The organism is Chryseobacterium sp. Leaf404 (genome assembly GCF_001424145.1).
In the GTDB taxonomy this organism is placed as follows: domain Bacteria; phylum Bacteroidota; class Bacteroidia; order Flavobacteriales; family Weeksellaceae; genus Chryseobacterium.
On the sequence record NZ_LMQM01000014.1, the window covers coordinates 26,970 to 52,209 of the forward strand.

Annotated in this window: 28 protein-coding genes; 10 read left to right on the top strand and 18 right to left on the bottom strand. The window is 37.0% G+C overall.

What is annotated here, in order from left to right:
• Window positions 1–11 precede the first annotated feature (11 nt).
• Entirely contained in the window at window positions 12–512 is a 501-nt protein-coding gene (locus ASG31_RS15575) for a peptidylprolyl isomerase (protein WP_056035201.1), read from the top strand.
• A 276-nt stretch (window positions 513–788) separates the two neighbouring features.
• On the opposite strand, the gene ASG31_RS15580 is transcribed toward ASG31_RS15575, so the two are convergent.
• From ASG31_RS15580 to ASG31_RS15595, 4 genes are all read right to left on the bottom strand, one after another.
• Window positions 789–1,166, bottom strand: coding sequence for a YchJ family protein (locus ASG31_RS15580; RefSeq protein ID WP_056034821.1), 378 nt, complete (start codon window positions 1,164–1,166; stop codon window positions 789–791).
• A gap of 352 nt (window positions 1,167–1,518) precedes the next feature.
• Window positions 1,519–1,941, bottom strand: coding sequence for a hypothetical protein (locus ASG31_RS15585; RefSeq protein WP_056034824.1), 423 nt, complete (start codon window positions 1,939–1,941; stop codon window positions 1,519–1,521).
• A gap of 2 nt (window positions 1,942–1,943) precedes the next feature.
• Entirely contained in the window at window positions 1,944–2,774 is an 831-nt protein-coding gene (locus ASG31_RS15590; RefSeq protein WP_056034826.1) for a hypothetical protein, read from the bottom strand.
• A 9-nt stretch (window positions 2,775–2,783) separates the two neighbouring features.
• Window positions 2,784–4,928 carry a M3 family metallopeptidase gene (locus ASG31_RS15595; RefSeq protein WP_056034829.1) on the bottom strand — a complete coding sequence of 715 codons (2,145 nt, stop codon included), beginning with the start codon at window positions 4,926–4,928 and terminating at the stop codon, window positions 2,784–2,786.
• A gap of 143 nt (window positions 4,929–5,071) precedes the next feature.
• Between ASG31_RS15595 and ASG31_RS15600 the strand changes: the two genes are divergently transcribed.
• Window positions 5,072–5,881 carry a head GIN domain-containing protein gene (locus ASG31_RS15600; protein ID WP_056034832.1) on the top strand — a complete coding sequence of 270 codons (810 nt, stop codon included), beginning with the start codon at window positions 5,072–5,074 and terminating at the stop codon, window positions 5,879–5,881.
• Here ASG31_RS15600 and ASG31_RS15605 read toward each other — a convergent pair whose 3' ends face one another.
• The 6 genes from ASG31_RS15605 to ASG31_RS15630 form a co-directional block, all read right to left on the bottom strand.
• Window positions 5,882–7,759, bottom strand: coding sequence for a monovalent cation:proton antiporter-2 (CPA2) family protein (locus ASG31_RS15605; protein WP_056034834.1), 1,878 nt, complete (start codon window positions 7,757–7,759; stop codon window positions 5,882–5,884).
• Between the two features lies 1 nt (window position 7,760).
• Window positions 7,761–8,282, bottom strand: coding sequence for an NAD(P)H-dependent oxidoreductase (locus ASG31_RS15610; RefSeq protein ID WP_056034836.1), 522 nt, complete (start codon window positions 8,280–8,282; stop codon window positions 7,761–7,763).
• 111 nt (window positions 8,283–8,393) lie between these two features.
• Complete coding sequence (locus ASG31_RS15615) at window positions 8,394–8,870, bottom strand: hypothetical protein (RefSeq protein WP_056034839.1); 477 nt, start codon at window positions 8,868–8,870, stop codon at window positions 8,394–8,396.
• A 19-nt stretch (window positions 8,871–8,889) separates the two neighbouring features.
• Window positions 8,890–9,696, bottom strand: coding sequence for a TPM domain-containing protein (locus ASG31_RS15620; protein ID WP_056034842.1), 807 nt, complete (start codon window positions 9,694–9,696; stop codon window positions 8,890–8,892).
• A complete protein-coding gene (locus ASG31_RS15625; RefSeq protein ID WP_056034845.1) occupies window positions 9,677–10,105 on the bottom strand; it encodes a TPM domain-containing protein in 429 nt (142 codons plus the stop codon). Before ASG31_RS15625 ends, ASG31_RS15620 begins: the two co-directional genes overlap by 20 nt.
• An 8-nt stretch (window positions 10,106–10,113) precedes the next feature.
• Entirely contained in the window at window positions 10,114–10,722 is a 609-nt protein-coding gene (locus ASG31_RS15630; RefSeq protein ID WP_056034848.1) for a LemA family protein, read from the bottom strand.
• 76 nt (window positions 10,723–10,798) lie between these two features.
• Between ASG31_RS15630 and ASG31_RS15635 the strand changes: the two genes are divergently transcribed.
• Both ASG31_RS15635 and ASG31_RS15640 read left to right on the top strand, forming a co-directional pair.
• Complete coding sequence (locus ASG31_RS15635) at window positions 10,799–11,284, top strand: dihydrofolate reductase (protein ID WP_056034851.1); 486 nt, start codon at window positions 10,799–10,801, stop codon at window positions 11,282–11,284.
• 118 nt (window positions 11,285–11,402) lie between these two features.
• A complete protein-coding gene (locus tag ASG31_RS15640) occupies window positions 11,403–11,966 on the top strand; it encodes a hypothetical protein (RefSeq protein ID WP_056034853.1) in 564 nt (187 codons plus the stop codon).
• Between the two features lie 59 nt (window positions 11,967–12,025).
• Here ASG31_RS15640 and ASG31_RS15645 read toward each other — a convergent pair whose 3' ends face one another.
• From ASG31_RS15645 to ASG31_RS15655, 3 genes are all read right to left on the bottom strand, one after another.
• Window positions 12,026–12,658, bottom strand: coding sequence for a trimeric intracellular cation channel family protein (locus ASG31_RS15645; RefSeq protein ID WP_056034856.1), 633 nt, complete (start codon window positions 12,656–12,658; stop codon window positions 12,026–12,028).
• Between the two features lie 79 nt (window positions 12,659–12,737).
• On the bottom strand, window positions 12,738–13,202 hold the full coding sequence (gene coaD / locus ASG31_RS15650) for a pantetheine-phosphate adenylyltransferase (RefSeq protein ID WP_056034859.1): 465 nt from the start codon (window positions 13,200–13,202) through the stop codon (window positions 12,738–12,740).
• A 142-nt stretch (window positions 13,203–13,344) separates the two neighbouring features.
• Window positions 13,345–14,328, bottom strand: coding sequence for a D-alanine--D-alanine ligase (locus tag ASG31_RS15655; protein WP_056034862.1), 984 nt, complete (start codon window positions 14,326–14,328; stop codon window positions 13,345–13,347).
• Window positions 14,329–14,484: 156 nt separating this feature from the next.
• Between ASG31_RS15655 and ASG31_RS15660 the strand changes: the two genes are divergently transcribed.
• The 5 genes from ASG31_RS15660 (at window position 14,485) to murI (ending at window position 19,764) form a co-directional block, all read left to right on the top strand.
• Window positions 14,485–15,507, top strand: a complete 1,023-nt coding sequence (locus ASG31_RS15660) for a PASTA domain-containing protein (protein WP_056034865.1) — start codon at window positions 14,485–14,487, stop codon at window positions 15,505–15,507.
• A 68-nt stretch (window positions 15,508–15,575) separates the two neighbouring features.
• Window positions 15,576–16,646, top strand: coding sequence for an RluA family pseudouridine synthase (locus tag ASG31_RS15665; protein WP_056034868.1), 1,071 nt, complete (start codon window positions 15,576–15,578; stop codon window positions 16,644–16,646).
• A 51-nt stretch (window positions 16,647–16,697) separates the two neighbouring features.
• Entirely contained in the window at window positions 16,698–17,648 is a 951-nt protein-coding gene (locus tag ASG31_RS15670) for a PorP/SprF family type IX secretion system membrane protein (protein WP_056034871.1), read from the top strand.
• A 51-nt stretch (window positions 17,649–17,699) separates the two neighbouring features.
• Complete coding sequence (gene hemW, locus ASG31_RS15675) at window positions 17,700–18,824, top strand: radical SAM family heme chaperone HemW (RefSeq protein ID WP_082504614.1); 1,125 nt, start codon at window positions 17,700–17,702, stop codon at window positions 18,822–18,824.
• 109 nt (window positions 18,825–18,933) lie between these two features.
• Window positions 18,934–19,764, top strand: a complete 831-nt coding sequence (gene murI, locus ASG31_RS15680; protein WP_056034874.1) for a glutamate racemase — start codon at window positions 18,934–18,936, stop codon at window positions 19,762–19,764.
• A gap of 38 nt (window positions 19,765–19,802) precedes the next feature.
• Here the strand turns inward: murI and ASG31_RS15685 are convergent, their stop codons facing one another.
• The 5 genes from ASG31_RS15685 to ASG31_RS15705 all read right to left on the bottom strand — a co-directional run bounded on the left by ASG31_RS15685 (window position 19,803) and on the right by ASG31_RS15705 (window position 23,218).
• A complete protein-coding gene (locus ASG31_RS15685; RefSeq protein ID WP_056034877.1) occupies window positions 19,803–20,402 on the bottom strand; it encodes a nitroreductase family protein in 600 nt (199 codons plus the stop codon).
• Window positions 20,403–20,485: 83 nt separating this feature from the next.
• Window positions 20,486–21,073: a 16S rRNA (guanine(966)-N(2))-methyltransferase RsmD gene (rsmD, locus tag ASG31_RS15690; RefSeq protein ID WP_056034879.1), complete on the bottom strand. Its 588-nt coding sequence runs from the start codon at window positions 21,071–21,073 to the stop codon at window positions 20,486–20,488.
• A 182-nt stretch (window positions 21,074–21,255) separates the two neighbouring features.
• Complete coding sequence (locus tag ASG31_RS15695) at window positions 21,256–21,972, bottom strand: DUF3822 family protein (protein ID WP_056034882.1); 717 nt, start codon at window positions 21,970–21,972, stop codon at window positions 21,256–21,258.
• A gap of 18 nt (window positions 21,973–21,990) precedes the next feature.
• Window positions 21,991–22,485 carry a Smr/MutS family protein gene (locus ASG31_RS15700; RefSeq protein WP_056034885.1) on the bottom strand — a complete coding sequence of 165 codons (495 nt, stop codon included), beginning with the start codon at window positions 22,483–22,485 and terminating at the stop codon, window positions 21,991–21,993.
• 235 nt (window positions 22,486–22,720) lie between these two features.
• The gene (locus ASG31_RS15705) at window positions 22,721–23,218 is read right to left on the bottom strand and encodes a metallophosphoesterase family protein (RefSeq protein WP_056034889.1); all 498 of its coding nucleotides are present in this window, start codon (window positions 23,216–23,218) and stop codon (window positions 22,721–22,723) included.
• Window positions 23,219–23,524: 306 nt separating this feature from the next.
• On the opposite strand from ASG31_RS15705, the gene ASG31_RS15710 reads away from it, so the two are divergent.
• Entirely contained in the window at window positions 23,525–25,069 is a 1,545-nt protein-coding gene (locus ASG31_RS15710) for a serine hydrolase (protein ID WP_056034892.1), read from the top strand.
• Window positions 25,070–25,240: the final 171 nt, after the last annotated feature.

The window sequence follows — 25,240 nt, forward strand, 5'->3', positions numbered from 1 at the left end:
AAAAAAGAAATATGACAATTGACAACAATCATGTGGTAGCTGTAAAGTATGTTCTTCACACTATCGAAGAGGATGGGAGCAAAATCCTTGTAGAAGAAACAACTGCAGAAAATCCGCTTACATTTTTATATGGTGTGGGAATGATGATTCCTAAATTTGAGCAAAATATCCACGGTTTGACGGCTGGTGACACTGCTGCTTTCGTGATTCAGCCTGAGGAAGCTTATGGTGAAAAACAGGAAGATGCAATCGCACAGTTGCCAATCGATATGTTTGCTGAAGCTGGAATTCCACCAGTGGGCGCTATTTTGCCTTTGTCTGATAACGAAGGAAATAATTTTCAGGCATTTGTAGTGGAAGTTACTCCGGAAGTTGTTGTAGCAGATTTAAACCACCCAATGGCTGGTAAAACTTTAGATTTCCAGGTTGAAATCTTAAATACACGTCCTGCAACTGAAGAGGAATTATCTCACGGTCACGCTCACGGTATCGACGGGAACGAGGCTCACTAAGAGTTTTCTAAATAAAATTAAAAAGTCCTGCAGAAATGCCGGACTTTTTTTTGACACATAAGTCACATAAGTATTAGTTTAAAACTTTGAAAATATTTTAGAACACATAAGATTTGAAAATCAAAGATTTTCAATTGTTTGCTTATTCAAGAATGCACGATTTTGCTGTGACACATTATAAAAAACTTTGATTTTCCTCTAAAGTGGTCTGAAAATGTTTTCAAACAAATAAAAATCTCTTTGACTTATGTGTTAACATTTTTTGTGGTTAAATAATCAGTCTAAAAATTCCCCGGAAACATAATACCAGCGGTTTTGAATCATTTTAAATGTCGACAGTTCATGATGAATATTTTTTTCGCCGTCTTCATCAGTATAAAATGCTTTGAATTCCACCTTATTCACCGATGGTTTTCTGACGATTTCCAGTTTTGTCCATTCGTTGATTTCTCCCCATTCCTGCAAATCTTTGGTGTTGTGGAACTGTCTTTTGCTGGGCGAGGTGGTTTCCATTAAATATTTCCCATTTGGAATGGCAAAAGCTGAAAATCTTGAACGCATCAGAGCTTCAGAGGTCGGAGCAAATTTTTCTCCATTGTGAAAAGGTTGGCAGCATTCTTCATAGGATTTTCCGGAGCAGCAAGGGCAGTTCATTTCTTTGATTTTTTTTGAAACACAAATTTACATGATTATTTTTCACAAAAGCACAAAGCTTGTTTCAATACGGACGGGCTTTAGCCCGTCCAGAATTTAAATTGATCCGATTGGCTTTAGCCAAAACTCATCTCCTGTTACAAATTTACCCGAAGAATATTACACTCACATCTGTGTAAATCCGTGAAATCTGTGAGAAATAGCTCACAGATTTCACAGATATACACAGATTTTATGCTCAAAATCATCTCAATCAAATCTGCGTAAGTTCAATTCGAGATAATTCGCATAAAATCGTACAATCTGTATCAAAAAAAAACATCCAAAAATTGAATACTTCTTAAATTATTGATTAATTTCTGTCTTCAATTTTTGTGTCAACAAAAGAATATTCATTATTCATCATCTCCATAGACATACTTTTTGATTTAAATTTTATATGTGATTTGTCCGGAATTTCATAAGTGTAAACATCGGTGTTTCCTGAGTAGAAATGTAGTTCATGGAATTCTCCGTTTTCAATCCACCATTGTCCTTTTTCAATTTGCTGATTCACTTCGCAATCCTGAACTGTAGTAAAAATAAGGGTAAAAGTTCCATCCTCTTTTCTGTCCATTACCCAAAGTTTTTCCATTCCTGCAATTTGTTGGTCTTTTTCACTGCCCTTCCATAAGCCAACTAGTTTTTTGTCGATTTTATTTGCTTGTGGTGTTGCTTTTTGTGCATACAAAGTTCCGAATCCTAAGATTAATGCGGTTAAAACTATATTTCTCATAGTTATTTAAAGTGTATTGTTAAGTTCATTTCACTATTTACTTTTGTTCCTAAGCTGGTCGCTGGAACCCATTTAGTATTTTGTACAAATTGTTTTAGATGATTAATGAAATATGAAGAATATTTATAATTTTTTTTATTCTGGAAGTGGAGATCAATTCTTACATCTGATATTTCTCCGGTTTTGTAGATGACAAAAGCTGCACTCATATAAGAATATGGCACTTCTTTTTTGAATTCAAAATCTTCTGGGTAGCTCACATTGCTCCAAAAATCTTTAATACTTTTTTTTGAAAGCTCTTTTTTATTATTATCATTTGGATATCTTGAGATATAATCACATTCCATAAATGTGAAAATTCTATTCGGGTTATTTTTTACATACTGTTTCTGTGCAAGTAATCTTAAAGAATCGATGAATTTATGACCAAATCTTTTGCTAATTTCATTTTCCATCAAAGTAGCATAGCAATGTTGTAATTCACTAGGCGCCATACAATAATGTAATGCAGAATCTACTTTAATATTATTTTCTTTTAATAAATTATAAAACTCTTTATTATTTCGATTCCATGAAATGTTGACATACGTTAATTCATTATTTTGAATATCGTTTTGTGCTTTCTTAGTTTCTTTTTCGCAAAGTGATGTCCAATATTTATTTTCCTCTTCCCAATATTTTGCTATTTCAGTCCGTAATGAATCCGAAATTGTGTCACGCTTCGATTGATAGTAAGTTTTTCCTAACTCTTCAACTTTTTTATTTGTCACAGTAAAAAAAGCAAAAGTGAGAGTTGATGTGAAAAATAATAGTTTTAATCCGCTATTTATCATGATAAGATATTACTTAATAAAACCTCTGTTTCTCAGCAACGGTTTAATATCCGGATCGTGTCCTGTGAAATCTCTGAATGCCTGATTCAAATCAACAGAATTTCCCACAGATAAAATGTATTTTCTGAAACGGTCGCCGTTTTCTCTGGTCAGTCCACCGTTTTTTTCAATCCATTCCCATGCGTCACTGTCTAAAGTTTCAGACCATAAATATGCGTAATATCCTGCCGAATATCCACCGCCCCAAATGTGCGCAAAATAAGGAGTGTGATACCTTGGAGGAACGGTTGCTAAAGTAAATCCGTGATTTTTAAGAGAGTTTTTTTCAAACTCTAGAACCGGAAGCAACTGATTTTCATTTGTCACAGAATGCCAATCCATATCCAGAGATGCGGCAGAAACCAGTTCGGTGGTCATATAACCTTGGTTGAAAGTCGCTGCTTTTTTAATTTTATCAACCAAAGCCTGCAGAATCGGCTGTTTTGTTTCATAATGAAGAGCGTAATTCTTCAAAACGACAGGATCTAATGCCCAATGTTCATTGATCTGCGAAGGAAATTCCACAAAATCTCTCGGTACGCTGGTTCCTGAAAGTGACGGATATTTCTGGCTCGCAAACATTCCGTGAATAGAGTGGCCGAACTCGTGGAAGATGGTGGAAACATCATCAAAACTGATTAATGATGGCTTGCCCGGTGCCGGTTTCTGGTAATTGTAGCAATTGACAATCACAGGTTTTGTTCCCAACAGATAAGACTGCTCTACATAATTGCTCATCCACGCTCCGCCGCTTTTAGAATCTCTAGTGTAAAAATCTAAATAATAAATGGCCAGAGATTTTCCGTCATGGTCAAAAACTTCGTAGGTCACAACATCAGGATGATACACAGGCAGGTCAGTTCTCTTTTTAAACGTCAGTCCGTAGAATTTTTCAGCGGCAAAGAAAACTCCTTTCTCCAAAACAGTTGTAATTTCAAAATAAGGCTTGATTTGGTTTTCATCTAAATCAAACTTCGCTTTTCTTACCTGTTCAGCGTAGAAATTCCAGTCCCAGGGTTCTACTTTAAAACCACCTTTCTGCTGATCAATCAAATCCTGAATATCTTTTGCTTCCCTTTTTGCCGTTTCCACAGCGGGTGTAGCGAGCTGATTCATCAATTTCACTGCTGCATCAGGTGTTTTTGCCATTTGATCCTGTAATTTCCACTCTGCGAAGCTTTTTTTACCTAAAATCAGAGCTTTTTTAAGTCTGAGTTTTGCCAGTTTTTCAATGGTTTCTCTGGTATCGTTGGCATCGCTTTTTTCGGCTCTCGTCCACGATGCTTTGAATAATTTTTCTCTTGATGCTCTGTTTTTTAGGTTTTGCAAAAGAGGTTGTTGCGTAGTATTTTGTAAAGCTAAAAGGTATTTTCCGGGTTGTCCTGCATTTTTAGCATCACTTGCCGCTGCCGCAATTTCATCGGTTGTAATTCCGTCAAGTTCTTTCGCATCAGAAAAATAAACGCCACCTTGTTTTCTCGCTTCCAGTAATTTATTGGAATACTGGGTGGAAAGTGAAGCGAGTTCCTGATTCACCTGCTTCAGTTTTTCTTTGTCAGCTGCAGAAAGGTTGGCTCCTGCAATTTCAAAATTTTGCTTGTAAAACTGCACGAGTCTTTTGCTTTCAGCATCCAAACCGTTTTCGGAAATAGATTTAATTCTTTTATAAAGATTTTCATTTAGATACATTTTATCGGAATGAGCTGCAAAAACCGGGGCGTATTCTTCGTCTAAAGCCTGCAAAGTTGGGTTGGTATTTGCGCTTGTGAGATTTGAGAATGTAATTGATGCTCTTTTTAAAACTTCACCACTTTTTTCCAGTGCTACGATTGTGTTTTCAAAAGTTGCGGCTTCAGAATTGTTGGCGATTTTTAAAATTTCGGCATCGTGTTGTTTTAAACCAAAATCAAATGCGGGTTTAAAATGTTCATCTTTAATCTTATTAAACTCCGGAGCTTCGTACTGAAGTTTGCTTTTCTTTATAAAAGGATTTGAAGAAAGAGATGCGTCTGGAACAGGAATTTCCTGTTTTTGGTCGTTTGTTTTCATTGTCGTTGTACAGGAATAATTGAATGCCAGGGCAGAAATTAATAATACTGATGAAATATTTTTCATAGGTATAACTTATTTAAAGATAGGGTTGGAGCTCTTTTCTGATTTAAAAAATACAGATTTTGTTGTCAGTTGTAAGAGATTCCTTAATTTAGTTGTTATTAAAATATAAAGATATTAAAAACTAAACTTTTAAGCATCAAAACATGAAATCTACAACTATTTTACTTTTGACAACGCTAATTGCTCTTTCTTCCTGTAAAGAAAATGACAGAAAAGACGGAAACTCAACCTGGCTTCCGGACGTAACCAACAAAGATCACGGACCTTTAAAACAGAAGGAAGTGAAGGGAGATTTTGACGAAATTGAAGTTTCGCAAGCCATCGAAGCCGAAATTATTAAATCTGATGTTGAAAGAGTGGTAATCTCTGCTCCTGCCAATATTATTGATGAAGTCTTGGTAGACAATAACGGAGGTGATCTGCATATTCATTATAAAAGTGGTTTCCGGGTGATGAATACCAATAATGTAAAAGCTAAAATTTATGCAAAAGATTTTAAAAAACTGGAAGCCAATTCTGCGGCAGTTATCGTGGTAAGAGATCAGTTTACACAGGATAAAACTGATGTGGAAGTCTCAAGTTCAGGGCATATTTCCGGGAAGCTTGAGGCGAACGAAATGAATATCGATGCGGGAAGCAGCGGAACTTTTAAAGGAAATATCTGGGCGGTCAACCTCACAGTAGAATCCTCCTCGTCTGCTGAAGTAATTCTTTCCGGCAAGTCTAAGAATGCCGATGTTAGCGCTTCATCTTCAGGTACAGTTTCGGCAAAAGAATTAGTGGCAGAAAAGGTGAAAGCAGAATCTTCCAGCAGTGCAGATATCGAAATTGGTGTCTCTTCTTCTTTTGAAGGCAGTGCATCATCAAGCGGTTCAGTAAAAGGAATCAAAAAAGGTAATGTGACGACGGTTTCTAAGGAAGAAAACAGCAGCGGAAGCGTAAGTTTACAGTAGCTATTTATCGCCTTCCTCTTCACCTTCAGTGGATGAGGTTTCCCAGTCTTTATTTTCAAAATTCAAATTATCATAAGCCAGTAAATCCTCCTCCCGTTGGAGGATTTCTCTTGTAGTGAACAGCCGGATGTCTTCATCGTCTTTTGATTTTGCCAGTTTCCGGATCGAAGCTTTATCGATGGCCATAAACCTCTGTCCCAAACGCCTTGCCGCATATTTTCTCATGCCGGTTTCGTGAAGAACATCCACTGCCATATCCACAGCCGTTCCCAGAGTTTCGCGGTAAATATTGTCAATTCCGTTGTCTAAATAAGTGTATGCATCAATTCTGTTTTTGGCACGTACAAATATTTTCACATCTGGATATTGCTCACGTACGACCTCTGCCACAAATTTATTGTCATCAGGATCGTCCAGACATAAAACCAAAATTTCAGCGTCTTCAATTCCCGCAGCTCTCAAAACGGGAATTCTGGTCGCATCGCCGTAATATACTTTAAAACCGTAGCTCCTCAGGAGTTTTACACGTTCAGAATCTCTGTCTAAAACCGTGGCTGTAATTTTATTGGCTTTCAAAAGCCTTCCGACTGTGCTTCCAAAATGACCAAAACCAACAATGATGATCTTTTTCTGAGAAATACTGCTGTCTAAAATGTTAAACGGAGAATCTTTATCCGGAACTTCTTTAATGAATTTTGGAGTGATTATTTTTTCATTGATAATTAAAAGAATCGGTGTGATACACATCGTGATCGCAGTTACGGCCATCATCTGAGCGTTAATTTCTGAATTGAAAAGTGAAAGATCTGATGCATAATTGATCAGAACGAAAGCAAATTCTCCCACCTGAGACAAGGCAAATGCATAAAACAGACTTTGCACCGTTTCTATTTTAAAGAATTTACCGATAGCATACAGTACAAAAAATTTCACTGCTAAAACCACAAAAACAGTACTGAAAATAAAAACAGGATCTGCAGCAATCACATTAAAATTCATTGTAGAGCCCACGCTGACGAAGAAAACGGCGAGAAGCAATCCTTTAAATGGGTCAATATGAGCTTCCAGTTCATGACGGAATTCACTGTTGGCAAGCATTACACCTGCTAAAAACGCTCCCAAAGCCGGAGATAAACCAATGGCAACCATTAGTTCTGAAACCCCAATCACCAAAAACAGGGAAGTAGCCGTCAGTAATTCAGTCATTCCGGCTTTTGAAACATATCTTAAAAAAGGTACAAAAACATACCTTCCCAGTAAAATCAACGCAACTACTCCGAAAATTACCGTTGCAGCCTGAAGCCAGTCGGGAAGTTGCTGGATGAGCATGTGAACTTCATTGTCATCCTTTTTTGCTTTAGAATGTGCCAAAACAGGCAGCAGTGCCAAAATAGGAATCACCGCAATATCCTGGAACAAAAGAGTAGTGAAAGAAGCTTCACCCGCGGATGTTTTTAAATTATTTTTTTCCTGTAAAGTCTGAAGTACGATTGCCGTGGAAGACAGAGCAAAACACATAGCAATAGCAATTGCTTTATCGGTTTTCCAGCCTGCCCATACAAAAATCACGAAGAGAATTGAAATGGTGGCCACCATCTGGGTTAACCCGAGTCCTACAATTTTTTTCCGCATTTCCCAGAATTTCCTGGGTTCCAGCTCCAGTCCAACCAAAAACAGAAGCATGATGACGCCAAATTCGCTGGCGTGCATAATGTCGTTAACATCGTTTCCGGTAAATTTTAAAACGTAAGGGCCGATGATAATCCCGCCTAAAATGTAGCCAATTACCGAGCTTAAACCAAATTTTCTTGCCAGCGGGACCATGATAATGGCAACGCCCAAAAAAATCAGGGTATTCATTGCTATTGTTGATTCCATATTATTGATTTAAGATTTCTACAAATTTCTTTTTGTGTAAAATAATTTCTTTTTTAGACAGTTTATTGGCTTCGTATACGATGGTGATGTCTTTAATATTTGCCCCAAAAACGTTGAGAGAAACAATCAGCGTGCTGATGATTTCATCGATGGTGTATTTGTATGTTCCATCCTTAGAAAAAGATCTTTCTTTACCGCCGGTGGTCACAACAATGTAAACTTCTTTGTTTTTGAGGGGATTATATTCACCTTCCTTGACCCAGTTTCTGTCGAAAACTTCGTCAATCCACAACTTAAGTAAAGGCGGAATTCCAAACCAGATAATCGGAAACTGAAAAATAAAACGGTCGTACTGCTGTAGTCTTTTTCTTTCTCTGAAAGCTGCAATGTGAAAATCGGGATATTCTTCGTACAAATCACGAAGTGTAAAATGCTGATGACGAACGTAGAAATTAATCAGTTCCACGTTTGAGGTAGAATGCTCGAGGTAAGGATGGGCAAAAACCACCAGTGTTTTCTTCATAAACCCGTTTTCAGTAAATATAATGAAAATTGCTCAAGAATTTGCGGGTGTTGACGGTTTTATTAATGAAATTTTAATCAGAAAAAAGATATAAATGAGTATGATTAAAAATTATTCACACTCTTTAAAACCCATTAATAAGCAGGAAGCTAAATTTTCCGAATTTTTATCTATGATTATTTTTCTTTCTGCTATTTCAGTGTAACCACGATTATGACCACTCGTACCACCATTTTTGGTAGGTGTAAAAATAATATGCTGATCATTTCGAAATATTTGAACACTTTTAGAGTCTTTCATTTGCTTTTTTATTGAGGAGTGGGAAGTTAGTTTTTTATAATTTTCATACATCTCTTTAAAATCAATGTTTTTTTCCTTCACACATTTCGAATAATTCAGATGTTTTAAAATTAAATTATTAAGATTTGATTCTCCTGTATTTTTTTCACAAATGGTAATAAGGTCAGTTCTTTTCCATAAACCTGTTTCAATTTTGAAATAGGTTTCGAATGTATAATTTTTAGGGTATTCAATAACTGAAATTAATTGGCTGTCAGGTTCTTTTTTTCTGAATAGTTTTTCAAACATAATCGTGTGAAATTTAAATCTACCATCCCCCCGAAGCACCACCGCCTCCGAAACTTCCGCCACCGCCGAAGCCTCCAAAGCCTCCACCGCCGCCTCCTGAGCTGCCGCCACCAAATCCGCCACCGCCAAAACTGCCTGGGAAAGGGAAGGGGAAAAATCCTCCGGGATAATTTCTTCGGCCACGTCGCGTAATGATCACATCGTCGTCATCGTTATTTCCGCCGCCGCGGTTTTTAAAGATGATGATCAGAATAATAATTATAATAAAAACGATAAGCATAATTTGTCCCAAACCTGCATCTTCGTCCTTTTTCTTCTCAATAGGTTTAAACTTTCCCTGAACCGCATCCATAATGGCTGAAGTGCCCCGGTTGATGCCCTCGTACCAGTTTCCTTCACGGAAATGCGGTGTCACGATGTAATCGATAATCTGTTTTGAAGTAGAAGCGGTAAGATACTGCTCAACTGCTCTCCCTTGCTGAATAGCCAGTTTGCGGTCTTCGGTCGCAATGAGAAAAACAACGCCGTTATCGATTCCTTTTTGCCCGATTCCCCATTTTTCGCCGATCATCGTAGCAACAAAATTGATGTCTTCACCTTTTGTGGAAGGGATAATTACAACTTCAATTTCTGTAGATGTAGAATCTGAGAATGCAATCAGCTTTTTATTTAATTCATCGGTTTCCTGTTTCGATAAAAGTTTAGCTTCGTCATAAACAGGATAAAGCAATTTAGGTTTTTCGGGAATGCTGTATTGTGCCGATACGAAAGCGTAAAAGCATAGAAAAAGGAATGAAAATACGGTTTTATGAAAATGTAATTTCATTGGAAAGTTCGTTGGTGTTTTCTCCCGTCACCGGAAAATGTTTTTTAAGTTCGAAACCTGTTTTTAAAATTGCATCGCGCAGGGATTCAAAGAAAAATCCTTTGGAAAAGCCTTCTGTAATCTCGTCGTGCAAAGCATCCCAGAAAGATTGGCTTACCTTTTCATGTATGCCTTTGTCACCAATAATGGTAAGGTATTTTTTCTCAAAATTTACATGAAACAAAACCGCATTCAATTCTGCGGTTTTGTTCATACAAAGTTCGTGGAAAACTTCAAACGCTGTTTCTGCATTTTTGGTTTCTGTATTTGAATCGATATGCACTCTGATTTCGCCCGTAGAATGATCTTCTGCGGACTCTATCGCATCTACAAGCAGTGCAATCTGACGGTCTGTAAGAAAAATGCTCACGGGATTAATTATTCTGAGAATACATCCGGTGCTTTTTCTGCTCCTGCAGCTGCTTTAAAGGATGGTTTTTCTTTAAAGTTGGTAAAGTTTGCAATGATATTAGACGGAAACTGTTTGATAGAAACATTATAGTCTTTCACAGCAGCATTATAGTACACTGTTTCAGATCTGATGCTGTTTTCAATCGCAATATATTCACTCTGAAAGTTGATGTACTGCTGATCAGCTTTTAAATTAGGATAAGATTCCACTACTGCCATTAATCTGCTGAGTGCTCCGGTAAGTTCACCCTGTGCAGCCTGGAATCTCGCCATATCCTGCTCTGTCATATTGGTTGGGTCAATATTGATGGAAGTTGCTTTAGATCTTGCTTCAACAACTTTTGTAAGCGTTTCCTGCTCAAATTTTGAATAAGATTTTACTGTACGTTCCAGATTTGGGATGAGATTGGCTCTTTTCTGATAAACCGTTTCTACGTTAGACCACTTATTGTCTACTACAGCCTCTTTTTCAACAAAATTATTGTATCCGTTTTTTCCCCAGAAAAAAACAATTGCAACAATCACTAAAAGTGCAATGCCGATAGTTCCTGCGCTTAGGCAGCCTTTATTTTTCATAATCAAAATGTTTTTTTAAAATTTTGCGTTTTCCAAATATACAAATTATGTGCTACTTTTGTAAAAAATTTTAGAAATGACAACAATTGTGGTAGCAATGGGTGAGAAGAATGAGATAGGAGCAGATAATAAGCTTCTGTGGCATCTTCCGAATGATCTTAAACACTTTAAAGAGCTTACTTCCGGACATCCGATTATTATGGGCAGAAAAACCTACGAAAGTATTGGTAAAGCCCTCCCAAACCGCACCAATATTGTTGTTTCAAGAAAGAAAAACTGGTTTCAGGAAGGGATTTTGATTGTAGGAAGCATTAAAGAAGCATTAAAATTTGCAAAAAAAATAGACGAAAATGTATTCATCATCGGAGGTGGAAATATTTACGAACAAACAATGGAAGTTGCTGATAAACTTGAAGTAACCTTAGTAAAAGCTCAACTTGAAGCCGACACATTTTTTCCAAAAATCGATACCAAAATCTGGAAACTGAAAGAAGAAATTCATCACGGGAAAGATGAGAAGAACGAATATGATTTCAGCTTTCAAACTTATGAAAGAGTTTAAAGTTTTGATTTTAATGTGTGAGGTTTATACATTATGATGTTGATGTATCGAAACTTTAAACTTTAAACATTGAACCTTAAACCTTAAATTATTACCTTTGCATTTCTAAAATTTAAACATGAACAAATACATAAAATTTGTTATCTCTGCACTTATCATAGCAGTTGCAGTTTATCTGATGATGAACAGAAACATCGGCTGGGGAATCGTTTTGGTGATTCTTGCGGCAGTACCGGTTTTCCTTTACTTTAAAAACGAATACATTCTTTTGGCCTTCTGGCAATTGAGAAAACAAAATATGGAGAAAGCTGGAGTTTGGCTTACAAAAATTACCAACTACACTTCTCAGCTGGATAAAAACCAGTACGGATATTTTCACTATTTACAAGGTTTGACTTTAGCTCAGGACAATCCTGCGAAAATAGAACCTTATATGAAAAAAGCGCTTGATTATGGTTTGAATATGAAGCATGACCGTGCAATGGCAACTTTGAATCTGGCTGCCGCAGCACTTTCTAAAGGAAGAAAGCAGGAAGGACAGAAACTTTTGGAAGAAGCAAAAAGATTAGACACGGCAGGAATGATGACCGAGCACATTAAAACAATGAAGGCTCAGCTGAAAATGCCAACGATGCAGAAACACGTTCACAATCCTCACATGAGACAGAGAGGGAAGTTTTAAGAACTTAATTTTAAATAAAATAGAAATGCATCTGAGAAATCACGTGCATTTTTTTGTTTTTACATTTCAGAATTGCTTTCATATCCATAAAATTTCGGGATCTGCCAGTGGTATTTTACGGCTAAAGTTCTAACGGCAACGATCATTAAAATCGTAAAGATCTGAATAAAAGTATAGGAAAGTGTGGTGAAATGAGTCAGCAGCAAAAAAGTAGAACCTCCAACGATACAGGCGCTTGCATAGATTTCTTTTCTGAAAATTAGTGGAATTCTGTTCAGTAAAATATCGCGGATAATTCCCCCAAAACAGCCGGTAATTGTTCCTAAACCGATACAAATCAGAGGATGAATGTCTAAATTTAAACCTTTCTGAACACCAATAATGGTAAATAATCCCAACCCAAAACTGTCAAATATAAAAAGGGTAACCTTAAAATTTTTCTCGATTGATTTAAAAACCATAGAAAAAATACTCGTCGCCAGAATCAGTCCGCACATTAAAAGATCGTGCATCCAGAAAACCGGAGTGTCCAGTAATAAATCTCTGACAGTTCCGCCACCAACCGAAGTTACGAAGGCAATAATCAAAACCCCAAACGGATCCAGCCGTTTCTGCATTGCAGCAAAACTTCCCGACATCGAAAAAGAGATCGTCCCGAGGATTTCTATGATAAAGTTTAGCTGCTCGTGCATCTTTTATGATTGATGTTTGATAAATGATGATTGATAAAATATTTGTCTTGAACATCACTGATCAATCATCACTAATCATTTATTTTTCTACTCTGACCGCTTCCGGAACCAACAATTCGTATTCGCCGCCGTGGTTGATGATTTCTCTAACGATGCTGCTGCTGATGAACGATTTTCCTGATGAGGTCAAGAGAAAAACCGTTTCCAGTTTTTTGTGAGCAAGCGTTCTGTTGGTATGGGCGATGGCTTTTTCGAATTCAAAATCGGCAGGGTTTCTGAGGCCTCTGAGGATGAACTGAGCATTTTTTTCGAAACAGTAATCGACGGTAAGGCCTTCAAAATGATCAACTTCCACGTTGGGAAATTCCGCAACAGAGTTTTGGATGAATTCCATTCTTTTTTCAAGAGGAAACATGTATTTCTTCTGAGAATTTTGTCCGATAGCGATAATGACTTTGTCGAAAAGTGCCGCAGCTCTTTCGATAATATCGTAGTGTCCTAAAGTTATTGGGTCAAAAGAGCCCGGAAAAACGGCAATTTTCATGCGTGAAAAGTTTTTGGTTTTAGGTTTCGAGTTTAAAGTTTTTTATAATGATAAACTCTCCCCATTGAACTATATTTTATTTAAATTAAAAAATGAATGTTAAAAGCAAAGTGCAAACTTCCATCTTCCAACATCCATCTTCCTACTTTTTTAAAGCTTTTTCCACTTCATTTCCACAAAGATCTTTGATGGAAATTCCATAAATTTTTGCCTGTTGTGGAAGAATACTTGCGGGAGAAAATCCAGGGTTGGTATTCATTTCCAGCATATACGGAATTCCATCCATCAGAATAAATTCACTTCTTGAAAAACCGCTCATTCCAAGAGAATTGTAAGCTCTTTTGGCTATTTCTTCCACCCTGATTCTTGTTTCGTCGTCAATTCTTGCGGGTGTAATTTCTTCAGAAGCACCTTCATATTTAGCTTCGTAATCGAAGAATTCGTTTTGAGGAACAATTTCTGTGATTCCTAAAACAATGGTTTCCCCTTTATAGTCAATCACTCCTACAGAAACTTCCATTCCGTCGAGGAAGCTTTCAATTAAAATTTCATCATCTTCTTTAAATGCAATTTCAGTCGCAGCTAAAAGTTCAGACTTTTCTTTTACTTTAGAAATTCCAAGAGACGAGCCGGATTGATTTGGTTTTACAAATACCGGAAGTTTTAGATTTTCAACAATTTCATCCACATTAATTTCTTCTCCTTTCCTTAAATACACGCTTTTCGCAGAAGGAATTCCATACTTTGAGAGTACAGCTAATGTATCTTTTTTATTAAACGTTAAAGCACTCTGATAAAAATCGCAACCCGTATATTTTTGTCCGATAGCATCCCAGTAAGCCTGCAGAATACCATTTTCGCCAGGCGTTCCGTGGATGATATTAAAGCAAACGTTGAATTTCAGAGTTTGTTCATCAGATAATTTTACTGTGAAATCACCTTTGTTGATGTCATGTTTATTTTCGTTTTCATCCAAAAAATACCATTCGTCTTTCAGAATGACAATTTTGTATACATTATAAAGATCTCTGTCTAAAGAATCAAAGATCAGCTGCCCGCTTTTAAGAGAAACTTTGTACTCATCGGAGTAACCTCCCATTACAACGGCTACATTTTTTTTGTTCATATCTAAAACTGTGTGTCTAACAGGGCAAATTTAATGATTTTAAAGAATGCTGAAGCCTAAATTGATAAATTTTAAGCAGCAAACCAAATGTATTAAATAAATCCTATTCTAAAATTATTATTTATATTTGCCGTTACAAACAAAGAGTTTATCAGTATGCTCAAATCACTTTTCAACTGGAGAGTTCTCCTGAATTTAATCCTTGCAGCCGGAGTTTTTGTAGGTTTAGTATACCTCACATTCCGCTGGCTGGAGATTCACACCCATCATGGTGATGAGATTCAGGTTCCCAATGTAGTAAATAAATCTGTACACGATGCCGTAAAAATTCTGGATGATTCCGGATTGGAATATGAGGTAGACAGTTTTAAATATGATCCCAAATACAGACCTTTTCAGGTACTGCAGATTTATCCTGCGCCGGGATCGCGTGTGAAAAACGGAAGATCGGTTACTTTAAAAGTTAACCCGAGAAGCTGGGCGCCGGTTTCGGTTCCGGATGTAATCAATAAATATTCGGGATTAGGCTTTCAGCGTCTGGATCAGGTAGGTCTGAAGGTAGGTGATACCATTTATGAACCGAGTATTCAGAAAGATGCGATTTTAAGAATTTTATTTAAAGGAAATACCATCAAACCGGGAACTAAAATTCCACGATTCTCAATAATTGATGTGGTAATCGGCAGTGGACCGATGAGAAATATTGGTATCCCGAATATGGTAGGTCTTACCGTGAAAGAAGCAAAAGCATTGATTGCAAGAAATCTCTTTGAAGTAGGAATTGTGGATTATGAAGATGGTGGAAGTGACGAAAATGACATTGTGTACTATCAGGATCCGGCTTCCGGCGATGTCCGGGATCAGGGAATGCAAATTGACCTCTGGGCGAGTAAAAAAACACCTGCCGAGCTGATGAATAAAATTAACGAACTGAACTCTATGTACAGAATGAAGATTGATACCACGCTGCCTCCGGTAAGATATGAAGAAGTTCCGAACTTCCCGGATCCGGTGCCTGTTGATCCTGTACCGGTAGCTCCGCCAAAAAAAGAAGTTCCGAAGAATGATCCACCAAAACAGAATGCAACGCCGGCAAAATCTTCTGCAGATAAGCCTAAAACGACAACAACCCCAACCAAGCCTGCAGATAAGCCAAAAGCAAAACAGGTTATCAATTAGATTAAAAGTTATACACATAATCAGGCTTCAACGGTAATTTGCGTTGGAGCCTTTTATATAGAAAAAAGATGATAGAAGACAGCGAAGATTTTTTAGACGGGGAAATTGAAGATTCCGGAGAGCAGAATCTGGATCTTGATGAAGAAAACAGAGGACTCTATGAGCACCTGAATATGACGGCAGACCCGAAACAGGAACCCTTAAGGATTGACAAGTATCTTCTGAGTTTCCGCCAGAATTCATCCAGAAATAAGATATCACAGACGTGCCGTGCAGGAAATGTGATTGTAAACGGTTTTCCCGTGAAGCAGAATTACCGAGTGAAGCCGGGTGACCAGATTTCTGTTCTGCTTGCTCATCCGCCGAGGCAGAATGTTATCATTCCACAGGATATCCCTCTCAATATAGTTTATGAAGACGAAGATCTAATTATCGTAGACAAAGAACCGGGCATGGTAGTACATCCGGGACATGGAAACTGGGATAAAACTTTAATCAATGCGTTGGCTTTTCATTTTGAAAAAAACGGATCAAAATCTGATCTGGACAGGGTAGGCCTTGTTCACAGAATTGATAAAGACACTTCAGGGCTTTTGGTGATTGCTAAAAACGAATTTGCCTTAAGCTATCTTGCCAGACAGTTCTTTGAGCGGAAAACAAAAAGATTATACTGGGCTTTTGTGTGGGGGAACGTGAAGGACGATGAAGGCACCATCAACGGCCATATCGGCCGCCACCCGAAGAACAGAATGCAGATGCACACCTATGTAGATGGAAGCCAGGGCAAGCATGCCGTTACCCACTATAAAGTTTTAGAAAGATTTAAATATATGACGTGGGTAGAATGCAAATTAGAAACAGGCAGGACACACCAGATCAGAGCCCACTTCAAGCATATAGGTCATACTCTGTTTAATGACGAAAGATATGAAGGTCATACGCCTCTCCGCGGAGTGAATCTTCCTAAGTATAAGCAGTTTATAAAAAATGTCTTCGAAGTATTACCAAGACATGCACTGCACGCACATACCCTCGGTTTTATACATCCCACTACCAAAAAGGAATTGTATTTTGAGAGTCCGATGCCATCAGATATGGCGGATGCTGTAAAAAAATGGAGAAATTATTCAGAAAACTAAAAATATATTGAGATTTTTTTTATATTTGTTGAATTGAAATCAAGATTTGTTATGAGAAAACTATATGCTATCGTATGTTTAGCTCTTTTGTCGAATGCATACAAAGCACAAGAATCACTACCATACTATCAACAATATCTTTTGGATGGTGAGTTCCTGTTCAACCCTGCTCAATACGGTAAAACGGACTATGTACAGCTTAACCTTAACTATCAGCAACAATTTTCAAAGTTCAGCGAATCCCCAAATGTTCAGTCAGTAGGGATCAACGCGAATATCTTTGATAGAGTAGGTGCCGGAATTTCTGTCTTCAGAGACAGCAACGGACCCATCTCCGCAGGTGGTATTACGGCTGGTGCGTCTTATTTTATCCCTTTAAGCAGTGAGGGAGAGAGAAAAGATCAGTTTTCATTCGGTACCAGTGTTAATTTTTATAACATGAATTTTGATTATACCAAAATTAATACTGAAGACGGTTACGATCCTTTGCTACAAGGTAATGAGAGTAATATTTTTATGGTATATGCCAACTTCGGTATGGCTGCAACCTACAAAGGTTTATTCGGAGGTGTATCTGTAAATGATATTGCACTAAGCAACGATGAAGCAATTGTAAACAACTACGAGCCTTCTCCAATTAAATTCTTCTTAAACTTAGGTTACGACTGGAATCTTGCTGATAATATCGCTTTAACACCATCAGTATTGGTAAATTTGAATACCAACTCTACAAGAATGATGGATGTGAACCTAATGGCAACGTTCTCAAACGACGTCAATGCGTTCTCAGTAGGAGCAAGTTACAGAACTGTACAGAACAGATTTGATAACCAGACTCTTCAGGTTGCACCAGTAGTAAAAGTAAGATTAAACAAACTGATGATTGGAGCTACTTACAACCTTGGACTTTCTGATATTCAGGAGTACGGTGGGAACAGCTTTATGATCGGTCTTGGTTATAACTTTGATAACTTTATTAATCATAGAGGATTTAGATACTAATATGATTTAATTTGAATAAATTTGAGCTCTGAAATTTTCAGAGCTTTTTTTATGATCTACATTCACATTCCTTTTTGCAAACAGAAATGCAGCTACTGCAATTTTCATTTTTCAACTTCATTAAATTTTAAAGATGAAATGATTTCGGCAATAAAAAATGAAATTTTTCTTCGTAAAGATGAACTTCAAAATAAAAAACTAAACTCACTTTACTTCGGTGGCGGCACACCTTCAATACTTTCTTCAGACGAAATCAAGGCTTTGATGGATGAGATTCTGAAATATTTCAGTTTTAATGCTGATATTGAAATAACTTTGGAAGCCAATCCGGATGATTTAGATAAAAATTTTTTGAAAGGAATTGCCACTTCTACCATCAACAGACTCTCCATTGGAACTCAGAGTTTTTTTGAGGAAGATTTAAAATTAATGAATCGCGCACACTCGGCTTCAGAAGCTGAAAGTTCGATAAAAAGAGCTCAGGATTTTGGGTTTGAAAATATCAGTATCGATTTAATTTACGGTTCGCCAACTTCCAATATGGAAATCTGGAAGGAAAATTTAAACAAAACCATCGCTCTCGAAGTTCCGCACATTTCTTCTTATGCTCTTACAGTGGAACCCAAAACAGCTTTGGAGAACTGGATTGCCAATGGAAAAGTAAAATCCCCAAAAGAAGCCGAACAAAACCGCGAGTTTTTCTACATGAAAGATTTTCTGAAAGATCATGGTTTTGATCATTATGAAATTTCAAACTTCGGTAAACCTTGTTTTCATTCAAAACACAATTCTGCCTACTGGAAATCCTGTGAGTATCTTGGTATCGGCCCTTCAGCACACTCGTACAACGGAAATGAGGTTAGAAGTTGGAATGTCGCCAACAATAAAAAGTATACAGACGAGATAAACTCGGGAATTCTGCCTAAAGAAACTGAAATTCTTTCTCAAAAAGATCAGTTCAATGAAATGATTATGATCGGCCTCAGAACAACTTGGGGTGTAGACCTATCCGTTTTAAAGGAAAAATTCAATGATGAAGTTCTGGAACATTTTCAATATGAATCTAAATTAAAATTAGAAGAAGGAACTTTAATCGTTGAAAACAATCATCTCAAAATTCCTGAAAAACATTGGTTTATGGCCGATGGAATTGCTGCGGATTTGTTTATAGTTTAGTTCTGATGTCCGAAGTCTGACGATGGAAGATTGTGCTTGTGAAAAACTTCAAGCATCCAGCATCCAGCATCCAACAATTTCCTTATTTTTGCACTAAATTTAATCAGTTTTGAAAACTAAAAAACACGATTATTCTCATCTTTCCGCGAAGCAGCCCATCGGTATTTTTGACAGTGGCGTTGGCGGACTGACGGTTGCCAAAGAAATCAAACGCCTTCTTCCCAACGAAGATCTGATTTATTACGGCGATACAAAACACCTTCCGTACGGGGAAAAATCAAAGGAAGCCATTGTAGGCTACTGCGAAAAAATAACGAATTTTCTGCTTGAGAAAAACTGTAAAGCTATCGTCATTGCATGTAATTCGGCAACGGCAAATGCGCTGAAGGAAGTTCTTGATCTGGTTGCTGATCATGTGCCTGTAATTGATGTGATTAATCCCGTGGCAGAAAAGGTTTCGTACGAAATTCATAACAACGTCGGTGTAATTGCGACCAAAGCAACCGTCAATTCAGGACTCTACAGAAAAAGCATCAAAAAACACAATAAATGGATCAAAGTAGACGAGTTGGCAACACCACTTTTGGTTCCTGCGATTGAAGAGGGTTTTAAGAATCATCCGATTACGCATTCCATCATTTACAATTATCTGAGCAATGCCAAGCTGAAAAATATCGAGACACTGATTTTAGGCTGCACGCATTATCCGCTTCTGATTGACGAGATCAAACAGTATTACGGAAACCGCGTAAGAGTAATAGATTCTCCAAATATTGTTGCGAGTCATCTGAAGATTATTTTAGATAAATACCATTTGCTGAACAACAACAATTCAAAACCCAATTATCATTTTTACCTTTCGGATCTTACCAAAAATTTTGAGAAAATATCTAAAAAATTCTTTGGAAAAACCATCGATCTTGAGCTGAAAGTATTATAAATCAAAAAGCTGTTTCAAATTCTGAAACAGCTTTATTTTTATCTTTCTAAAATGACTTTGTGGCTTTCGAGTCTGCGTTTTGGTGTGTGAATCGGCTGGTTGGTATCTGCCTCAGATTTTTCGCCAATTGCTACAGCAAAAAGACTTTGGTATTTTTCATTTTGCAGAATTTCGTCATATTCGGCAGATTTAATGCCTTCCATCGGAGTACAGTCGATTCCCATTTCGGCGCAGGCGGCAAGAAGAATTCCCAATGAAATGTATACCTGCTTTGCCATCCAGTTTTTAACGTATGCTTCGCCATTCGGCTCAACCATGTTTTTATAATAATTAACAGCCATTTCCGGAAGGTTTTCATTGATTTGAGTCTCAAAATCTTCAACAGATTTTAAAACCTGAAAAACAATAACCAACTTGCTTTCAATCACCTTAGAGGTGTTGTGAAAAGAAACTTCCGACAGCTGTTCTTTAACTTCCTTGTCCGTCACAAAAACAAAATTCCAGGGCTGACTGTTGATGGAGGACGGACTAAGTGTAAGGATTTCCTTTAATTCCTCAATTTGTTCAGCACTGATTTCTCCTTCAGCATTGTATTTTTTCACCGTGTACCGGTCTTTCATTTTTTGCAGAAAACTCATTTTGAATTGGTTTTAAAATTTTAATCAATATAAATTTACATTTTAAGTCTGACTTTAGAAAATTGACCAAAAAAAATCAGGAATTAATTTTCCTGATTGCTTATTTCTTCTTCAACTTCTGCAGTAGGTTCATAAAAACTGAAGCTTACATTTCCGTATTTTCTTGTAAACTTAAAATTCGGATGATCAAGCTTTAATCGGCTTTGATGTTCTACAATCAAAACTCCGTTAGGTTTCAGATATTTATTTTTTAAAACTAAAGATAGCAGCTCATGATACTTTTTTTCTTCAGTTTCAAAAGGTGCATCAGCAAAAACAATTTCATAAGACTTATTGTTTCTGAATTTCTTCAGCCAGTCGTAGACATCGCCTCGCTGTGTGCTGATTTGCAGACTCATATCCAATTCCGAAGCAGTTGAGTTGATGAACGATGTGTGCTTCGGATTCATTTCCACAGAAGTTACATCCTGACAGCCTCTCGAAGCAAATTCAAGACTGATGGAACCGATTCCTGCGAAAAGATCAAGAACGGAAATCGACTGCATGTCGTAAGTATTTTCCAAAATACTGAAGAGTGCCTCCTTGGCAAAATCTGTTGTAGGTCTTACATCAAAATGTCTGGGAGCGGCTATTTTTTTTGCTTTCCACTTACCGGAAATTATTCTGTACATAAATGTGGGGTGTTAGATGTTAGGTGTTGGATGATCGATGATTTAATTAAAACGATACTACTGAAAATCCAAAACATTGCGTGCTTTTGCAAGTGAAACGGCTTGGTGAAATTTAAAACAGTTGATAATATAATTACTTTGTGAGCTTCGTGTTCAAAAATAATTTCAAGACATCATCCAGCCTAATTCAAAATAAAATTCTTACTTGGAAGATTATCAAAAACAATCTTCAGATTCTTCACAAACTTCTGAAGTTCCGAAATAAAAGTCTCATTTTCTGTCGTCTCTCCGTAAGCGAAAAATTTGGTTTCATTAATTCCAAAACCGATTTTGCTTAAAGTAAACATCACAAAATAAAGAAAATCAACTTCAGAATTAACGTCTAAATTATTATAAAGAATCACCTTTTTATCATCAATCGCAAAAAACTCACACTGATTGTGATACAGATTAATGTGAATCTCTTTATTGTTTTTAAAACTGATAGTATTTAAAAACTTTTCACCTGAAAAATTAAAGAAAACCGGAATTGACAAAGCCTTGATTTTCTGATAATATTCTTTTGGAAAAGTATAGTAAAACTGCACATTAAACTTGCGGTTTACAGACAGCATCAATTCTTCATTTTCCTTATTTACAGGTGTGTTGAAGGCTATCAGGTCAAAACCCGATTCGTGATCAGAAAAACCTTCCGGCATGAGTGTAAAGCTGTTTAAAGCAGAAACCACGTGCACTTCTTCGAATCTCTGTTTGAGTAAAACCTCATCAAGTGCGTCAAGTAAAAAGTTTTCCGGCGGTTCTTCGTCAGAGAAATAAGATTTTTCTTCTACAATGCTTTTATTTTTAGCAATCTGGTAGATCAGTCCATCTTTTGTGAAAAGTAAATGTAGTACGTTCATAAGTCAATTCCTGCAAATTTAGTGAAAATCTACCATTACCGCACCCGATTGATGATGAAGTATTTCTTTGTTGTAAAAATCAAGATTGGTTTGGCTTTCAAGCACATCCAAAACCATTCTCTGTAAAGTTCCGTCGCCGATTCCGTGTACGATTTCAAGTCTTTTAAGATGATTTTTTCTACAAAAATTGATTGTCTGAATCAGCTTTTCTTTTTGAAGAAACAACCGCTCAAAACTATTGTAGTCATTAGGATTTTTAACTAAATTTTCAAAATGAAGATCCAGAATCATCGGATTTTTATCGTGTTTTTTGGAAACTGTTTTTTTTGGTTCAGCCTTCTTTACGATTTTAATATTTTCATAGATTTCAGCATTTTTCGGAACCAGTTTTTCTTTCGGGTATTGGTAAGTAAAACCATATTCGTCTTTAAAAACCACCGTATTTCCATTGACCGAAGTGACAACTCCACCCAAATCTTCATCCAAAACTGAAACTTTTTCTCCTATTTTCATTGTATTGCGAGTGAAACGAAGCCATCCGTTTCTTTATTTTTTTATTTTTTTTCAGGAGCCGGGAACCTGCTTTCCGCTCATACTCCTCACGCCACCGCTTTTGCCATCGCCAGTTGCGGGGTGACCGCTGCAATCAGGGCTAGTTACAACAATTTCCCCAAAACCCGTTAGGTTTACTCCCGAACTCCGAACTCCGAACTCCGAACTCCGAATCCCGAATCCCGAATCCCGAATCTCAAATCTTCGCTCCCAATTCTATCACTTCCAAATCCTTTATTTCTTCGCCATCTATTACAAACCGCATCATCGTTCTCATTTTATGCCAACCCTGTTTTCCGCAAGCTCCGGGATTCAGATGCAGAAGATTGTTTTTTTGATCAAACATCGCTTTCAGAATATGAGAATGCCCTGAAATAAACAGTTTCGGAGCTTTTTCAGAAATTTCTTTATTCGCCAACGGTGTGTATTTTCCGGGATAACCACCAATGTGAATCATCAAAACTTCCACATTTTCACAAAAAAAACGATTCACTTCAGGGAATTCTGAACGGATTTTTGCTCCGTCAATATTTCCCCAAACGCCTTTCAATTGTTTTATTTTTTCAAGCTTTTCAATGATTTCAAAACTCCCGAAATCTCCACAATGCCAGATTTCATCAGCCTGCGAAGCATATTCTAAAATTCTGTCATCAATATAGGAATGAGAATCGGATAGGAGAAGGATTTTGGTCATTGAGTTTTCATTTACCACAAAAGTCACAGAAGATTTTATTTTGCGAAAGCATTTTAAAGTTCAAAAAAGCCTGAGCTTTATTTTTTTTATAAAATTATATAAAGCAAAGCTTCAAAAATACTGTTCAATAATCGGTCTGGATTTTTGCAGATATTAAATCAGCCACAAATTTACTCAATAATCCCGAAATGTTTAAATTTGGTGAAATTTAAAACTTATGAATTCGCCATATTTGATTATATCTGTAATAAGCAAAATTAGATTCTGGCGATTCCATATGACCTTCAAAAAAATAAATATTTACATATGAAAAAGAAACTTTCTTTTTTCCTTTTTCTGTTGACGGTAGGCATTGCGAATGCCCAGGTTGAAGAAAAAAAACTTGATGAATTGATTCAGAATACTTTAAAAACATTCGACGTTCCGGGAATGTCTGTCGGAGTGATCAAAGATGGAAAAGTTATTTATTCCAAAGGTTTTGGTGTCCGTTCATTGACCTCAAAACAGCCGATGGATGACAATACTTTGGTGGGAATTGCTTCCAACTCGAAAGGATTTACGTGCACGGCTCTCGCAATTTTAGCAGATGAAGGAAAATTGGATTGGGACGATAAAGTTTCAAAATATATCCCTGAATTTCAGATGTATGATTCTTATGTTTCTCAAAATGTAACCATCAAAGATCTGGTAACGCACAGAGCCGGCTTGGGTCTCGGACAGGGAGATTTGATGTTCTTTCCCGAAGGCGGAAATTTAAGCGTAAAAGATATTGTACATAACGTAAGATATTTAAAGCCTGAAAATCCTTTCAGGACTACTTTGGATTACAATAATGTGATGTTCATTGTTGCCGGAGAAGTAATTACAAGAATTTCGGGACTGAGCTGGGCAGAATTTATTGAGCAGAAAATTCTGAAACCTGTGGGCATGACTTCAAGTTTCGGAAGCTACAACAGAGCAAAAGCCGTTGCCAATAAAATCGATGCTCACGCTCCCGTTGACGGAAAAGCCATCGCTGTGCCACACGACTGGAACGAAACTGCCAACGCAGCCGGCGGAATTATGAGCAACATCAAAGACATGACGACGTGGGCAGAATGTCTGATGAATAATTTCACCACCAAAGACGGTAAAAAACTGGTTTCAGATAAAAACATCATGCAGCTTTGGAATCTTCAGATCTCCAGTGGCGCGGCTTTGAAAAATCCTTACGACACAGGTTTCTACGGCTATGGACTGGGATGGTTTTTAAGTGATGTAAAAGGTCACAAACAGGTTCAGCACACAGGTGGATTAATCGGAACGGTGACTCAGTTTACTTTGATTCCGGATATGAAACTGGGAATTGTGGTGTTGACGAATCAGCAGTCAGGTGCAGCTTTCAATACTATAACCAACACGGTAAAAGATTCTTACCTTGGTGTAGCCGACAGAAACTGGCTGAAAACCTACGGCGACAGAATGAAAAAAATGGAAGAATCTTTTGATAAGCAGAAAAAAGAGGCGTTTGCAAAATCAGAAGCATTTAAAAAAGACAAAAACCTTCAGCCAAAAGCGGAACAGTTCACAGGAACTTACAATGACATTTGGTTTGGAGATGTGAATATTACTAAAGAAGGTAATACTTACAGACTGAACTGCAAAAATTCACCAAGACTGAAGGGCGAGTTACTTCCGTATTCCAACAATACTTTTATCGTTAAGTGGGATGACAGAAGTTATGACGCAGATGCATTTATTATTTTCAGTTACGACGAAAGCGGAAAAGCAGAATCTGCGAAAATGAAGGCAATTTCAGACATCACAGATTTTAGTTTTGACTTTGATGATCTGGATTTGAAGAGGAAATAAATCTTTTAAATTAAAAATATTCTAAAGCGTGTCATTTTAAAAGTTGATGCGCTTTTTTTGTAGATGTCTGACAAAAATTCTGTTTTACTAAAATCAGGAATGTTAATCTTTTCAAAGATTTCTTTTTGACTTAAAACGATGGTGTTTGTATTCTCATAGATTTGTTCTAAT